The sequence below is a fragment of the Nonomuraea sp. NPDC059194 genome, assembly GCF_042754765.1.
Classification (GTDB): Bacteria; Actinomycetota; Actinomycetes; order Streptosporangiales; family Streptosporangiaceae; genus Nonomuraea.
In genome coordinates, this window is record NZ_JBHZBH010000042.1 from 40,235 (window position 1) to 54,174 (window position 13,940).

Here is a 13,940-nt window from a genome sequence, read left to right on the forward strand (position 1 = left end):
AGATCCGGTGGTGGTCGCTGCCCGCATACGGGCCGAACGTCGACAACCACTCCATCCGGAGAAATCAATGACGCGAGTTTCCGTACGGCGCGGCGTGCTGTACGTCTCCGTGGCCGCGGCCGCCTGGGGCACAGGTGGCGCGGCCGGTTCCCTGCTCTTCCAGTCCGCCGGGCTGGGGCCGGTCGGGGTGTCGCTGTGGCGATACCTGCTCGGCGCCGTCTTCCTGCTCACCCTCGTTCGCCGCAGGCCCCGCCTCGACAGCAGGATCCTGCTCGTGGGGGTGGGAATGGCGGTGTACCAGACCGCCTACTTCGGGGCGATCTCCCTTTCGGGGGTGGCCGTCGCCACGGTGGTCACCATGGGCGCCACGCCCGTGTTCACCGCGCTCGGGGGGCGGTTGTTCCTCGGGGAGCGGCTCGACAGGGTGGGCGCGGTCTGCGTGTCCGCGGCCCTGGCAGGCCTGATCCTGCTCACCGCGGCCGGTGCCGTACCTGCGGAAGGCACGCTGGAAGAAGGCACGCTGGCGGGCATCGGGCTGGGGTTGGTGTCGGCGGCCGGGTACGCCGCCGTCACCCTCCACTCCCGGCGCCACCACGACGACCCCTACGGCACGGCGGTCGGCGGGTTCGCCGTGGGGGCGCTGTGCCTGGCGCCTTTCGCGCTGGTCGACGGCGTCCTGCCGCACATCACGCTGCCCACCGTCGGGCTGCTGGTCTACCTCGGCGCCGTGCCGACCGCCCTGGCCTACGGGCTGTACTTCAGGAGCCTGTCCGCGCTCAAGGCGACCACCGTCTCCGTGATCTCCCTCGGCGAGGCCGTCGGCGCCGCCGCCCTCGGGGTGCTGGTGTTCGGCGAGCGGCTGACCGTGCTCACCACCGCGGGCTGCCTCGTGCTGCTCGGCGCGGTGATCGTGCTCACCGTTCACGAACGCGGATGAGCTAGTGTCCGGTACGGCGGAGGCCGCCGTACCGGACAACTCCGGGAACCGGTGCCGAGTGAGCGCGCGTTGGAGGATTCGTGGCGTCGTTTTCCGGGTTTTTCAGGAACATCCTGGACCGGCCAGGTGGCCTGAACCTGACCCCGTTCAAGAAGATCGTCGAGGCGGCCGGCAAGCTGTCCTATCCCGGCGAGCTGCCCGAGCCGTCGATGGACAACCTGGCCGAGTTCTGCGCCGTGGCCAGGGAGGCCGCCGACAGGACGCTGGGGCTGCGGCCGTACGACGTGCAGTTGCTCGGCACGCTGGCCCTGCTCCACGGGCACGTGGCGGAGATGGCCACGGGCGAGGGCAAGACGCTGTCGGGGGCGATGGCCGCGGCGGGCTACGCGCTGCAGGGCAAGCGGGTCCATGTGATCTCGGTCAACGACTACCTGGCCCAGCGCGACGCGGAGTGGATGGCGCCGTTCTACGAGGCGCTCGGCGTGACGGTCGGCTGGATCGGCCAGAACTCCACACCCGAGGAGCGGCGCGAGGCCTACCAGCAGGACGTGTGCTACGGCCCGGTCAGCGAGATCGGGTTCGACGTGCTGCGCGACCGGATGCGCACGAACGCCGGCGACATCATCATGCCCGCGCCGGAGGTAGCGCTGGTCGACGAGGCCGACTCGGTGCTGGTGGACGAGGCACGGGTGCCGCTGGTGCTGGCGGGCGCGGCCGACGCGGGCGATGCCGTACCGGAGATGGCGGAGCTGGTGCGCACCCTGGTCAGGGGCTACCACTACGAGATCGACGAGCAGGCCAGGAACGTCTTCCTGACGGCCAAGGGCGCCGACAGCGTGGAGTCGATCCTCGGGGTCGAGCTGTACGACGAGAACGAGCCAGGCACGCTCATCGAGCTCAACCTGGCGCTGCACGCCCACGCCCTGCTGACGCGTGACGTCGACTACATCGTCCGCGACGGCAAGGTGCAGCTCATCAACCCCTCGCGCGGCCGGGTGGCGCTGTTGCAGCGCTGGCCCGACGGGCTGCAGGCGGCGGTGGAGGCCAAGGAGGCGCTCTCTCCCACCGAGAAGGGCGAGATCCTCGACCAGATCACCGTGCAGGGGCTGATCAAGCGCTATCCGCAGGTGTGCGGCATGACCGGCACGGCGGTCGCGGTCAGCGAGCAGCTCGGCGAGTTCTACGGCCTCAAGGTCGCGGTCATCCCGCCGAACACGCCCTGCGTGCGGGTGGACGAGCCCGACCGCCTCTACCCGACCGAGCCCGACAGGGACGCGGCGCTGGTGGAGGAGATCCAGACGGTGCACGCCACGGGCCGGCCGATCCTCATCGGCACGCTCGACGTGGCCGCCTCCGAGCACCTCGCCATGCTGCTGCAACGCCGCGGCATGGAGCCGGTCGTGCTCAACGCCAAGAACGACGCGGAAGAGGCGGCGATCATCGCCCGCGCGGGCGAGCGCGACGCCATCACCGTCTCCACCCAGATGGCCGGGCGCGGCACCGACATCCGCCTCGGCGAGGGGGTGGCCGAGCTGGGCGGCCTGTACGTGATCGGCTCGGGCCGGCACGTCAGCAGCCGCCTCGACGACCAGCTGCGCGGCCGCGCGGGCCGCCAGGGCGACCCCGGCGGCTCCGTCTTCTTCGCCGGCATGCGCGACGACCTGGTCACCCAGTACGTCCCCGACGAGCGGCCGCCGTCCGCCGACCCCGACGGCGTCGTACGGCACCGCCGCGGCGCCTACCTCGTCGGTCACGCGCAGCGCGTCGCCGAGGGCGTCAACCTGGAGATCCACCGCAACACCTGGCGCTACACCCGCCTGCTCGAGCACCAGCGCGAGCTCATCCTGGAGTGGCGCGACAAGGTGCTGCACGGCGAGTCGGCCGCCAACGCCCTCGCCGCCGCCGACCCCGACCGCTGGGACGCCCTCGACGAGGAGACCCGCGACGAGACGGCCAGGCAGATCGTCCTGCACGCGATCGACACCTGCTGGACCGAGCACCTGGCGTTCCTGAGCGACCTGCGCGAGGGCATCCACCTGCGGGCGCTGGGCCGGATGAGCCCGGTGGACGAGTTCCAGCGGGAGGCGGTGGCGGAGTACAAGACGCTGCTCGCCGAGGTCGAACGCCGTTCGCTGGCATCGTTCGAGGCGCCGGATCCCGACCTGAAGCGCCCGACGGCGACGTGGACGTACATGGTGCAGGAGAATCCGTTCGGCACCGAGCTCGACCGCCTGCTCAAGCGCGTCACGTCCGCCCTGCGCCACGGCTGAGCGCACTTCCTCCGTCTGCGCGGGATTGGTCGGCGGTTGCGCGGGTAGAGGGGTCCGGCCCCGAGAAAGACGCACAGAAGAGAGGGAGAGAGCACCGATGGAGCTCTGGAACTATCGTCCTGACGTCTACGACCGCAACCAGAGCCTGGATCTCGTGGGATACCACGTCCAGGCGACGGACGGAAAGATCGGGTCCATCGACGAGGCGACCTACGAGGTCGGCGAGAGCTACGTGATCGTCGACACCGGGCCGTGGATCTTCGGTAAGAAGGTCCTGCTTCCCGGCTTGGTGATCACGCGCATCGACCCGCAGGAGCGCAACGTCTACGTCTCCCGGACGAAGGAAGAGATCAAGAACGCGCCCGAGTTCGACGAGGGCGCCTTCAAGGAGCCGGCCTACCGGCAGCGGCTGGGCGAGTACTACGGCCGCTTCCCCAACACCTTCTGACCCAGGAGGCCGAAGGGCCGCGCCCCAAGCGGGGCGCGGCCCTTCTCTGTCCACGCCAACCCAGGAGTCGCGGAGAGGCCATGGAGCGTGAAAGGGGCCATGGGGTCAGGGAGCCAGGAGGCGGGAGGAGTCAGGAGGCCGGGAGGAGGCTGGATGCCGGAGGAGCCAGGGGGCGAGGTCACGGCCAGGTGGAGTCCATGACATGCTCCACGGGCTTCTCGATCACCTCGAGCCGCTCCAGCAGCGTCAGGAACGTCGAGGCGTAGGCCGAGTCCTCCGTCACCGCCGCCACCCTGTTCCAGTTGACCTGCTCGCGCAGCGCCCTGACCTGGGGCAGCAGCCCGCCGTAGTCGCACGCGTGCTCCGACATCGGCAGCAGCCACGAGATCACCAGGTCCGTGGCCTCCAGCACCGGCACGATCACCGCCGCCGCCATCAGCGGCTCGGCCCTGGTCAGTAGTTCCTCGGTGACCGGCCGGTCGGACACCCTGAAGATCAGATCCACCAGCCGGCCCTCGTCGTACGCCTTGACCAGCCAGTCCTCGGGCGGACGCACCGTGTCGAACCCGGCGCGGATCAGCGCCTCCAGCGCGGCGGGCGCATCCTTCTCCTGCAGCACGAAGTCGACGTCGTGCAGGGACGGCGCCGCTCCTCGCGCGTAGGCGGCGCAGCCTCCGGCGAGCGCGTACTTCACGCCCGCCTCCTTGAGGCCGGAGCTGGCGCGCTTCAGGGTTTCCAGGATCGCGTCGGTGACCTCGTGACTGTGGCTGCCCATGGCGGGGAGCTACCCGATCGATCGGCGACTAGACCTGACGGCCGGGGGTAGCGAGCGTCCATGACCGAGGTGTCCGAGGAATACGGCCGTCCGCTGGGCGGCTACGTAGGGATCATGGCCGCGTACGGCGGGGCCGTGGCGGTGGCCGCGGCGCTGGCCGTACTGAGCGGGAAACGACCTCCTGAGCGCCTCGGCCCGCTCGATCTCACCCTGATGGCCGTGAGCACCCACCGGCTGTCGCGCACGCTGTCCAAGGACCCGGTGACGAGCCCGCTTCGCGCGCCGTTCACCAGGTTCAAGAGGGTGAGCGGCCCCGCGGAGTTCCAGGAGGAGCCGCGGGACACGGTGGGCGAGCTGGTGGCGTGCCCGTTCTGCCTGTCGCAGTGGGTGGCGACGGGTTACGCGGCGGGGCTCGTGCTCGCGCCGCGCCTGACCAGGCTGGTCGGGGCGACGATGACGGCGGTGGCCGTTTCGGACTGGTTGCAGCTGGCGTACGTGAAGCTCATGAAGGAGGCGCAGTGAGTGTCGAACGGGCCGAACGGGGCGAGAGCGCCGGGGAACCGGGTGAGAGCCACAAGGAGCGGGTGGACCGGGAGCTCGGCGAGCTGCTTCAGGGTCTGCGGGTGGCGGTCACCGGTGTGCAGGTGCTGTTCGCGTTCCTGCTGACGCTGCCCTTCCAGTCGGGGTTCCCCAAGGTCGACACCGTGGGCCGGTGGCTGTTCTTCATCTCTTTGATGTCGTCGGCGCTCGCCTCGGTCCTCTTCATCACCCCCGCCGCCCAGCACCGGCTGTTCTTCAGGACCGGGCTGAAGGAGCGGATGCTGCGCCGGGCCAACGAGCTGGGCGTGGCGGGCGCGATCCTGCTGTTGATCGCCATGACGAGCGCGGTCGCGCTGGTCGCCGAAACGGTGATCAACAACTGGCAGGCCGCGTTCTTCGGCGCGGTGGTGGCGTTGACGGGCGGGTGGTTCTGGCTGCTCCAGCCGATCGTGGACCTCTACCGCACCCGGGGCAGCACTTCAGAGGAGTAGAAGTCGAAGAAGGCGTCCTGGCGCTCTTCGGCGTGCGGCCAGGCCGATCCGGTGATGTGCTCGTTGAGGGCCCCGCCGGTGCCGATGCCCAGGCGGAAGCCGCCCCGGCACATCGCGGCGCTGGTCGCGGCGGCCTGGGCGATGATCGCGGGGTGGATGCGGATGATCGGGCAGGCCGGCGCTCCTCCGATGCCAAAAAGTAACCGAATGTCGTCATAAATCCGCCTCTTCCCGGCGGTTGGGATGTTAGGCGGCTTTCCGCGAGGGCAGCTCACATGCCATGGCTACATTGCTCTGGATCATCGCAGTTATCCTCGTCATCGCCGGGATCTACGTGATCCTGGCCCGTCGCGACATCCTCTGGGGGATCGTCCTCATCGTCCTCGGATTCCTGGTCGGCCCCGGAGGCGTGAGTATCTTCAACGTATGACCCTGGGGCGGGCGGGCGCAGGAGTCCCGCCCGCCCTGGGCCGTACCCGACATAGCTCCCGGCCTCGTCGCCGGAGCCGAGCCTCAGCGCGCTGCGGCTGCCGCCGTCTCCTCCCACGTGCGGAGATAGGCCTCGGCTCCGGCGGCGAGGTCGTCGACGATCGGCTGGCCGCCGAGTTGTCTCAGATCCTCGATCCAGTCGGGCACCAGACCGTAGTGGGCGACGCCGTCCACGTTGTAGTCCCACACCCGTTCGCCGGTGCTCGGCCTGTCCATCGGGGCGCCGTCGACGGTGGTGAACGGGTAGGTCACGGCGCTTCCCGCCCGTCGTCCCGGCAGCGGGCCGAGGCCGTTGGCGTCGAGGCCGTAGCCGTAGCCGGGGCGGCCGATCTCCTGGCGCAGCGGCTGGGTGCGCCGCCACTCCTCGGTGAACCCGGCGGCGCCGTGGCCGTACTGGGTGACCATGCCCCCGAGCCGGTAGATGCGCGGCAGGTAGGCGGAGTCGGCCCAGCTGTGGGAGGAGATGACGCCCGGGTAGCGGGCGGCTTCGAGCAGGTCGAGCGTCTGGTCGGCGGCCTTGACGCTCATGTGGTCGATCTCGATCATCATGCCGCGCCGCATCATGCCCTCGACCATGTGGCGGCCGAGCGAGGTCAGGCCCTTCGGGTTGCAGTGCGGGGCGGGCGGGTAGACGGGCAGGCCGACGCCCGGTGGCAGCCACTTGGCCAGGTCGGGCGGCAGGACGGCGGGCGAGATCGGGTTGTCGTGTTCGGGCCCGCGGCACTTCTCGACCCGCCAGAAGCCTCCTGACGACAGCAGGTTGCCCAGGTTGACGATCGCGCCCTGGGTGCCGGAGTCGAAGCGCACGCCGCACAGCGCGTTGTCGTACTTGTGGCAGACGAACATGCTGCGCACGCCGAGCGCGTACATCTCGTCGAGACCGCGGTCGATCTGCGCCTTGGTGCAGTGCGGGACGCCGAGCGTGGTGCGGCAGCCGAACGGCTCGGAGGTTTCGATGCCGAGCACCACGGCGAGCTTGCCGGCCGCGATGACCTCGCGGGCCTCGGCGGGACTCTTCACCACGCGGAACCAGCCGAGCCCCGGCCCGCCCGACAGGGTGTCGATGTGGTTCTGGAGCTCGACCGTGCGCTGGGCCTCGCGTCTGATGGCCGCCATCTCGTCGCACGGGTTGGTCTTCAGCGGGTAGATCTGGCAGAGCTGCCGGTTGGCCACCAGGTCGTTGACCATGACGCGCAGGCCGCCGCGCCACGCGCGTTCTATCCACTCGTAGTAGGCCTGCTGGTGGGTGAGGGAGTCGGCGGCGGGCCAGTCCTTGAACGTGGGCCAGCCGACGGGGTCATGGGTGCCGGTCGGCGAGCCCGTCCTGGTGAAGTTCTCGAACCAGGCGGCCTCGCCGTGGGGGTGGTGGTCGAGGCAGTCGAGCAGGGCGCGGGCGATGCCCGCGGGATCGAACGGCTTGCCGCACAGCAGCCTGCCGCCGAACGCCTCGTAGGACATCAGGTGGCTGTGCCCGTCGACGAACCCGCGGACGGGCGCGGAGGGCTGGGTCGGCGCGGCCATCGCGACGGCGCACAACAGGGCGAGTAAAGCCAGGACACGGCGTACGACCATGCACCGACATCAACACCAAGCAACTGCTCGGTCAAGACCTAACATGAGTCGGACTCACTGAGACAGTAAACGCCGTAAGCCCGGCCGAGCACGGGCAGCGCGACGTTGCGCACCCTGATCCCGCCCGGCGTCATGCCCTTCTCCGCGCCCTTGTGGGCGTGACCGTGGACGATGAGGTCGGCTCCGGCCGTGTCGACGGCCTCGGCCAGCAGATAGCTGCCGAGGAACGGATAGATCTCCAGCGGCTCGCCCTCCAGCGTCTCCTTGACCGGCGAGTAGTGCGACAGCACGACCTTGAGATCGGTGTCGAGCTCCTTCAGCGCGCCCTGCCAGCTCTCGGCGATGCTCCTGGTGTGGCGGACGAAGTCCTTGATCTCCCGCTCACCGAAGTCGCTGGCGCACTTGCCCGCGAAGCCGCCGCCGAAGCCCTTGCCGCCGACGACGCCCAGCCGTACGCCGTGGAGGGTGAGGACGGCGGCGTCGTCGTCGAGCACGATGATCCCGTGGTCGCGCAGCTCACCGGCGACCTCGTACTGCAGGTCGGAGTGGTAGTCGTGGTTGCCGAGCACGGCGATGACGGGAATCGGCAGGTCGCGGAACTCCTGCGCCACCAGCCTGCCCTCTTCGAGGGTGCCGTGCCTGGTCAGGTCGCCGGCCAGCAGCAGCACGTCGGCCCGCCGCTCGATGCCGTCGAGCCGTCTGCGGTAGACGCCGCGCGCGTCCTCGGCGCCCAGGTGCACGTCGCCGACGGCGGCGATACGCAGCTCAGTCAAGATGCTCATCCTCTCCTGGCTCGCGGACCTGCACGACCTGCAACTCGTTGTGCACGTGGAGCCCTGGGGCAGCCTCCTTGGCCACCTGCTCCATCTGCCGCCTGTGCTCCTCGCCGGAGACCTGGCCGCGCAGGAAAAGCTGGTCGCCTCGCACGTCGACGCGGATGCCGAGCTCGTGGGACCTGTCGTCCTCGGCCAGCGCCCGCTGGACACGCGCCGCGACGTACTGCGGAGCCTCCATCGCTTCCCTCCTTCGTCAGGTCAGCACGATGCCCCCGGCCGCGCCGGTCAAACGGCTCTGATCAGGTCGATGACGGCGGCCTCCACGTCACCTGTGGTGTCGATGGTTCTGCCCCGCTCGAACGCCTCGATCACGCGGGGGTCGACGTAGGACGCGCGGGCGACCGCGGGGGTGTTGCCGAGATAGTCGGCCACCTGGCGCACGACCTCGGGCACGTCGCCCGTGGCCGCCAGGCCCTTGGCGGCCAGGACGGTGCCGTGCCAGGTGCGGAAGTCCTTGGCGGTGGCCTCGCAGCCGAGCGTCTCGCCCACGTAGGCGTTGATCTCCTCGCTGCGCACGTCCGTCCAGCCGTTCTCGCCCTTGTAGCGCAGCAGTTCGCCCTCGTGGCCGAGCGCCTTCAGCGACCTGACGACCCTGCACGCGTCGCGGTCGGTGACCTCCACCTCGCGCGGGATGTCGCCCTTGGCGGGGTAGCTGAAGACGATCGTGCCGTTCGCGCAGCTGACGTGCTCCATCCTGAGCGTGGCCAGGCCGTACGACTCGTAGGCCTCGCCGCCCACCCTGAAGAACCCGACGTCGAGCAGGCGCGCGGCGGCGGCCAGCACCCGCTCCCTGGTCAGCCCCCTGCTCTCCAGCTGCTCCTGGACGCGTTTCCGGAAGGCGGGCAGCCGCTCGGCCACCTCGAGCACCCTGTCGAACTTCAGCGCGTCCTGCTGGGCCCGCCACGCGTCGTGGTAGCGGTACTGGCGCCGCCCGGCCGCGTCAGTGCCCGCGGCCTGCAGGTGCCCGTCGGACGAGCGGCAGATCCACACGTCCTTCCACGCGGGCGGCACGACGAGCGCCTTGATTCTTTTCAGCGTGGCGGGATCGCGCATGGGGCGGCCGCCGGGATAGGTGTAGCTGAATCCCCGCCCCCTGCGCCTGCGGCTGATGCCCGGCTCGTTCTGGTCACTCGGGTGCACGTCACCCCGGCTACCCGCCGTGTTATGCGACAAACGGCACGGGCAGGGGGTGAAGATGCGTGAAGATGACTACCGTCCCGAAGAGCATTCCGCTTCGGGCAAACCCATGGTTCCGTCGACCCCGCGCGATGTCGTGCACATCAGGGTCGGGTCGTTCATCCTTGTCTTCCTCGCGGCGATCGGCGCGATCAGCATCATCGCCGGGATCGGCTGGCTGGCCGTCGTCGCCGGGGTGGCCGCCATCGCCACGATCGTCGACATCGTGCTCGCCGTACGAAGGCAGAAGGAGCGAGGAGCGGGAGAGGCGGGCTGATGCGGCCCTCCCGCGTGGTGGTGGTGACGGGAGCCAGCGGGGGTGTCGGCAGGGCGGTGGCCCGCGAGCTCGGCGCCCGCGGCGACATCGTCGCGCTGATCGCGCGCGGCACGACGGGGCTGGCGGCCGCGGCGGTCGACGTCGGCTCGGCGGGCGGCTCCGGCCTGGTCTACGCCGCCGACGTCGCCGACCACGAGCAGGTACGGCAGGCCGCCCGGCAGATCGAGGAGGACCTCGGCCCCATCGACGTGTGGATGAACGTGGCCTTCTCCGCGGTGTTCGCCCCGTTCTCCGAGATCACGCCCGAGGAGTTCGAGCGGACCACGGCCGTGACCTACCTCGGCTACGTGTGGGGCACGAGAGTCGCGCTGGAGCTCATGCGCCCGCGCGACAAGGGGGTGATCGTGCAGGCCGGGTCGGCGCTGGCCTACAGGGGGATCCCGCTGCAGTCGGCGTACTGCGGCGCCAAGCACGCGATCAAGGGCTTCACCGAGTCGGTCCGCGTCGAGCTCGCGGCCGAGGGCAGCGGCGTGCGGGTGACCATGGTCCAGCTTCCCGCGCTCAACACGCCGCAGTTCGACTGGGTCCTGTCGCGCCTGCGCAGGCATCCGCAGCCGGTGCCGCCCATCTTCCAGCCCGAGGTGGCGGCGCGGGCGCTGGTCCACGCCGCCGACCATCCCGAGCGCAGGGAGTACTGGGTGGGCGCCGCCACCGCGCTCACGTTGCTCGGTCAGCGGATCGCGCCGGGGCTGATCGACCGCTACCTGGCCAGGACCGGCAAGAAGGCGCAGCTCACCGATCGGCCGCCGACCGGCCTGGCGAACCTGTGGGAGCCCGCCGACGAGGAACGCGACTACGGGGCGCACGGGAGCTTCGACTTGCGCGCCCACGGCAGCAGCCCGCAGGCCTGGCTGTCCGCGCACCGCAGGCCCGTGCTGGCCACGCTCGGCCTGGTCATGGCCGGCGCGGTGGGCGCGCTGGCCTTGCGCGCCCTGCGCCGCACATAGCAGCCGCACATAGCGAAGGCGGGGCTGGGTAGGCGGCGAGGGAGCCTAGGAGGAACCGATGCCCGAGCGGGATGTTCCGTACTTGTGTGACCTGGCGGCGCAGTTGCGGGTGGACTCCGTGCGGAGCTCCGCGGCGGCGGGCTCCGGCCACCCGACCTCGTCCATGTCGGCGGCCGATCTCATGGCCGTGCTGTTCGCCCACCACCTCAGGTACGACTTCGGCGATCCCGGCAACCCCGCCAACGACCACCTGATCTTCTCCAAGGGGCACGCCTCGCCGCTGCTCTACGCGCTCTACAAGGCGGCCGGCGCCATCACGGACGAGGAGATGCTGACGTTCAGGAAGCGCGGCAGCCGCCTGGAGGGGCATCCGACGCCGCGCCTGCCGTGGGTGGACGTGGCCACGGGCTCGCTCGGGCAGGGCCTGCCGATCGGCGTCGGCGTGGCGCTGGCGGGCCGCCGCCTCGACCGCCTGCCGTACCACGTGTGGGTGCTGTGCGGGGACAGCGAGCTGACCGAGGGGTCGATCTGGGAGGCGGCCGAACACGCCGCCTACGAGGGGCTGGCCAACATCACCGCGATCGTCGACGTGAACCGGCTCGGCCAACGCGGCCCCACCAGGCACGGCTGGGACACCGGCGCCTACGCGCGCAGGTTCGGCGCCTTCGGCTGGCACACCATCGAGGTGGACGGCCACGACCCGGGCGAGATCGACTACGCGCTGAGCGACGCGCGCAACACGCGCAGGCGGCCGACCGTGATCCTGGCCCGCACCCGCAAGGGCGAGGGCGTCAACGCGGTGGAGAACCGCGAGGGCATGCACGGCAAGGCGCTGAAGGACCCCGAGCACGCGATCTACGAGCTGGGCGGCGACAGGGGCGTGACGGTCAAGGTCAGCCCGCCCGACCAGACCCGCCCCCCGCACGTCTTCGACAGCGGACCCACCACCTGGCCGGTCTTCGAGGTGGGCGCCAAGGCCGCCACCAGGAGCGCGTACGGCGCGGCGCTGAAGGCGCTGGGCGAGGCCCGCGGCGACGTCGTGGTGGTCGACGGCGAGGTGGCCGACTCCACCAAGTCCGAGGAGTTCGCGCACGCCTTCCCCGAGCGGTTCTTCGAGTGCTTCATCGCCGAGCAGGAGATGGTCGCCACGGCCGTCGGCCTCCAGGTGCGCGACTGGGTGCCGTACGTGTCGACGTTCGCCGCCTTCCTCACCAGGGCGTACGACTTCATCAGGATGGCCGGGGTCAGCGGCGCCAACGTGCGCGTCGTCGGCTCGCACGCGGGCGTGTCCATCGGCGAGGACGGCCCCTCCCAGATGGGCCTGGAGGACCTGGCGATGATGCGCGCCGTCTACGGCAGCACGGTGCTCTACCCGTGCGACGCCAACCAGACCACGGCGCTGGTCAACGAGATGGCCGACCTGCCCGGCATCTCCTACCTGCGCACCACGCGCGGCGACACTCCCGTCATCTACGAGCCGGGCGAGTCGTTCGCCGTCGGCGGCTCCAGGGTGCTGCGGCACGCGCCCGACGACCGGGCGACGGTCATCGCGGCGGGCATCACCGTCCACGAGGCGCTGGCCGCGGCCGACACGCTCAGGGCCGAGGGCGTGCCGATCGGCGTCGTCGACATGTACTCGGTCAAGCCCGTCGACCAGGCGGTGCTGATCGAGGCGGCCACCACGTCGGGCAACCTCATCACCGTCGAGGACCACCGGCCCGAGGGCGGCCTGGGCGACGCGGTGCTCGACGCGGTCTCGGAGCTGGGACCCAGGGTGGTCAAGCTGGCCGTGCGCGGGCTGCCGGGCTCGGCGACGCCCGGCGAACAGCTCGCCGCCGCCGGGATCGACAGGGACGCGATCGTGGCGGCCGTCCGGCGCCTGCTCTGAGCGTGTGCTCTCAGCATGTGAAAAGGGGGGAGAGATCCCCCCTTTCGCACGCAGCGGTCAGCGCGATTTGGCCGTCTCCCGCCGGTTGGCCTTCTTGATCGCGTCGACCAGCTCGGACTTGGTCATCCTGGAGCGGCCCCTGACCCCGAGCTTGGCTGCCACGCCGTACAGGTGCTCCTTGCTGGCGTTGGCGTCGACGCCCTCGGCGGTCCGCCCCGAACGGTCGGTGGCGCCCTGGTCGGAGGGTCCCTTGCGGGCCTTGGCCTCCCAGTGGTCGCCGACCTTCTCGAAGGAGTGCTTCAGCGCCGAGAACGCGGTGCGGTGGGCGCGCTCGCCCTCGCCGTAGGTTTCCACGGCCGAGTCGTGCGCCTTGATCCACGTCTCCTGCGCCTTCTTGGGCGAACGCGCGACGGTCGAAGGCAGTTCCTCGCGCCCTGGCATGGCGGTCCCCCTTCTCAGATCTGCGGCGGGTCGGTGTAGCGCCGCTCCTCGTAGACGGTCGTCCGCTCCCTGTCGGGCTCGACCGGCGACACGATCTCCCGCGTCACCCTGACCCGGTAGAGCCCGAACAGCAGTAACGCGACGCCGCCCAGCATGAGGATGACGCCCACGATGTTGATGTCCAGGCCGGCGACGTCCCATTCGACGGCCCATGTGAGCACGGCGCCGAGCATGATGAGGAAGATGCTTCCGGCGATGGTCATGAATACCTCCCTAGAGCCGAGGAAACCTCTATCCCCATGGCGAGAAACAAACCCGTCGTGGTCGTCGGGCTGATGGGCGCGGGCAAGACCACGGTGGCCGTGCTGGTGGCCCAGGCGCTCGGCCTGCCGTTGAGCGACAGCGACCCCTACCTCAGACAGCGGTACGGCAAGAGCGCCGCGGAGATCGCCGCCACGGAGGGCGCGGACGTCCTGCACGAGCGGGAGGCCGAGCACGTGCTCGACGCGCTCGGCCACGTCCAGGTCGTCACCGCCGCGGCGAGCGTCATCGAACGCCCCGAGGTGCGCCAAGCGTTGCGGAAGGCGTTCGTGATCTGGCTGGACACCACCCCTGAGGTGCTGGCCGAGCGGATGAAGTCGAGCGACCATCGGCCCGGCTTCGACCCTGCCGTGATGAAGGCCAGGCGCGACCCCTACTTCAGGGAGGTGGCCGATCTGCGCCTCGACGTGACCACCGCGCTCCCGCAGGAACTGGCCGACAAAGCCCTTGACGCCATCCGATAGGAAAGACG

Annotated in this window: 17 protein-coding genes and 1 pseudogene; 10 read left to right on the top strand and 8 right to left on the bottom strand. The window is 70.4% G+C overall.

What is annotated here, in order from left to right:
* Window positions 1-67: 67 nt before the first annotated feature.
* From ACFXJ8_RS36030 to ACFXJ8_RS36040, 3 genes are all read left to right on the top strand, one after another.
* Complete coding sequence (locus ACFXJ8_RS36030) at window positions 68-937, top strand: DMT family transporter (RefSeq protein ID WP_379648736.1); 870 nt, start codon at window positions 68-70, stop codon at window positions 935-937.
* A gap of 80 nt (window positions 938-1,017) precedes the next feature.
* Window positions 1,018-3,207, top strand: coding sequence for an accessory Sec system translocase SecA2 (gene secA2 / locus ACFXJ8_RS36035; RefSeq protein WP_379648738.1), 2,190 nt, complete (start codon window positions 1,018-1,020; stop codon window positions 3,205-3,207).
* A 97-nt stretch (window positions 3,208-3,304) separates the two neighbouring features.
* A complete protein-coding gene (locus ACFXJ8_RS36040; RefSeq protein ID WP_379648739.1) occupies window positions 3,305-3,655 on the top strand; it encodes a PRC-barrel domain-containing protein in 351 nt (116 codons plus the stop codon).
* A gap of 178 nt (window positions 3,656-3,833) precedes the next feature.
* Here ACFXJ8_RS36040 and ACFXJ8_RS36045 read toward each other — a convergent pair whose 3' ends face one another.
* A complete protein-coding gene (locus ACFXJ8_RS36045; protein ID WP_379648741.1) occupies window positions 3,834-4,430 on the bottom strand; it encodes a hypothetical protein in 597 nt (198 codons plus the stop codon).
* Window positions 4,431-4,490: 60 nt separating this feature from the next.
* On the opposite strand from ACFXJ8_RS36045, the gene ACFXJ8_RS36050 reads away from it, so the two are divergent.
* A complete protein-coding gene (locus ACFXJ8_RS36050; RefSeq protein WP_379648742.1) occupies window positions 4,491-4,952 on the top strand; it encodes a DUF1360 domain-containing protein in 462 nt (153 codons plus the stop codon).
* Entirely contained in the window at window positions 4,949-5,461 is a 513-nt protein-coding gene (locus ACFXJ8_RS36055) for a DUF6328 family protein (protein ID WP_379648744.1), read from the top strand. Before ACFXJ8_RS36050 ends, ACFXJ8_RS36055 begins: the two co-directional genes overlap by 4 nt.
* Window positions 5,462-5,481: 20 nt before the next feature.
* Here ACFXJ8_RS36055 and ACFXJ8_RS36060 read toward each other — a convergent pair.
* A pseudogene (locus ACFXJ8_RS36060) lies at window positions 5,482-5,643 on the bottom strand (LLM class flavin-dependent oxidoreductase); the annotation flags it as partial.
* 98 nt (window positions 5,644-5,741) lie between these two features.
* Here ACFXJ8_RS36060 and ACFXJ8_RS36065 point away from each other — a divergent pair.
* Window positions 5,742-5,891 (top strand): GPGG-motif small membrane protein, encoded by a 150-nt coding sequence (locus tag ACFXJ8_RS36065; protein WP_164903902.1) that lies wholly within the window; start codon window positions 5,742-5,744, stop codon window positions 5,889-5,891.
* An 83-nt stretch (window positions 5,892-5,974) separates the two neighbouring features.
* On the opposite strand, the gene ACFXJ8_RS36070 is transcribed toward ACFXJ8_RS36065, so the two are convergent.
* The 4 genes from ACFXJ8_RS36070 to ACFXJ8_RS36085 are packed head-to-tail and all read right to left on the bottom strand — an operon-like array spanning window position 5,975 to window position 9,498.
* Window positions 5,975-7,522 (bottom strand): membrane dipeptidase, encoded by a 1,548-nt coding sequence (locus ACFXJ8_RS36070; RefSeq protein ID WP_379648746.1) that lies wholly within the window; start codon window positions 7,520-7,522, stop codon window positions 5,975-5,977.
* A 38-nt stretch (window positions 7,523-7,560) separates the two neighbouring features.
* Window positions 7,561-8,295, bottom strand: a complete 735-nt coding sequence (locus ACFXJ8_RS36075; protein ID WP_379648748.1) for a metallophosphoesterase — start codon at window positions 8,293-8,295, stop codon at window positions 7,561-7,563.
* Window positions 8,288-8,536, bottom strand: a complete 249-nt coding sequence (locus ACFXJ8_RS36080; protein ID WP_379575947.1) for a BON domain-containing protein — start codon at window positions 8,534-8,536, stop codon at window positions 8,288-8,290. The genes ACFXJ8_RS36075 and ACFXJ8_RS36080 overlap by 8 nt, the downstream gene beginning before the upstream one ends.
* A 47-nt stretch (window positions 8,537-8,583) precedes the next feature.
* Window positions 8,584-9,498 carry a DNA topoisomerase IB gene (locus ACFXJ8_RS36085; RefSeq protein ID WP_379648750.1) on the bottom strand — a complete coding sequence of 305 codons (915 nt, stop codon included), beginning with the start codon at window positions 9,496-9,498 and terminating at the stop codon, window positions 8,584-8,586.
* A gap of 55 nt (window positions 9,499-9,553) precedes the next feature.
* On the opposite strand from ACFXJ8_RS36085, the gene ACFXJ8_RS36090 reads away from it, so the two are divergent.
* Genes ACFXJ8_RS36090 through ACFXJ8_RS36100 form a run of 3 tightly spaced genes read left to right on the top strand, consistent with a single transcriptional unit; the run spans window position 9,554 to window position 12,706 of the window.
* Window positions 9,554-9,811 carry a hypothetical protein gene (locus ACFXJ8_RS36090; protein ID WP_379648752.1) on the top strand — a complete coding sequence of 86 codons (258 nt, stop codon included), beginning with the start codon at window positions 9,554-9,556 and terminating at the stop codon, window positions 9,809-9,811.
* On the top strand, window positions 9,811-10,818 hold the full coding sequence (locus tag ACFXJ8_RS36095) for an SDR family oxidoreductase (protein WP_379648754.1): 1,008 nt from the start codon (window positions 9,811-9,813) through the stop codon (window positions 10,816-10,818). The genes ACFXJ8_RS36090 and ACFXJ8_RS36095 overlap by 1 nt, the downstream gene beginning before the upstream one ends.
* A 58-nt stretch (window positions 10,819-10,876) precedes the next feature.
* On the top strand, window positions 10,877-12,706 hold the full coding sequence (locus ACFXJ8_RS36100) for a transketolase (protein ID WP_379648756.1): 1,830 nt from the start codon (window positions 10,877-10,879) through the stop codon (window positions 12,704-12,706).
* Window positions 12,707-12,763: 57 nt separating this feature from the next.
* On the opposite strand, the gene ACFXJ8_RS36105 is transcribed toward ACFXJ8_RS36100, so the two are convergent.
* A complete protein-coding gene (locus ACFXJ8_RS36105; RefSeq protein ID WP_379648758.1) occupies window positions 12,764-13,147 on the bottom strand; it encodes a ChaB family protein in 384 nt (127 codons plus the stop codon).
* Between the two features lie 14 nt (window positions 13,148-13,161).
* Window positions 13,162-13,410 (bottom strand): DUF6458 family protein, encoded by a 249-nt coding sequence (locus ACFXJ8_RS36110; RefSeq protein WP_379648759.1) that lies wholly within the window; start codon window positions 13,408-13,410, stop codon window positions 13,162-13,164.
* Window positions 13,411-13,446: 36 nt separating this feature from the next.
* Between ACFXJ8_RS36110 and ACFXJ8_RS36115 the strand changes: the two genes are divergently transcribed.
* A complete protein-coding gene (locus ACFXJ8_RS36115) occupies window positions 13,447-13,932 on the top strand; it encodes a shikimate kinase (protein ID WP_379648761.1) in 486 nt (161 codons plus the stop codon).
* Window positions 13,933-13,940 lie beyond the last annotated feature (8 nt).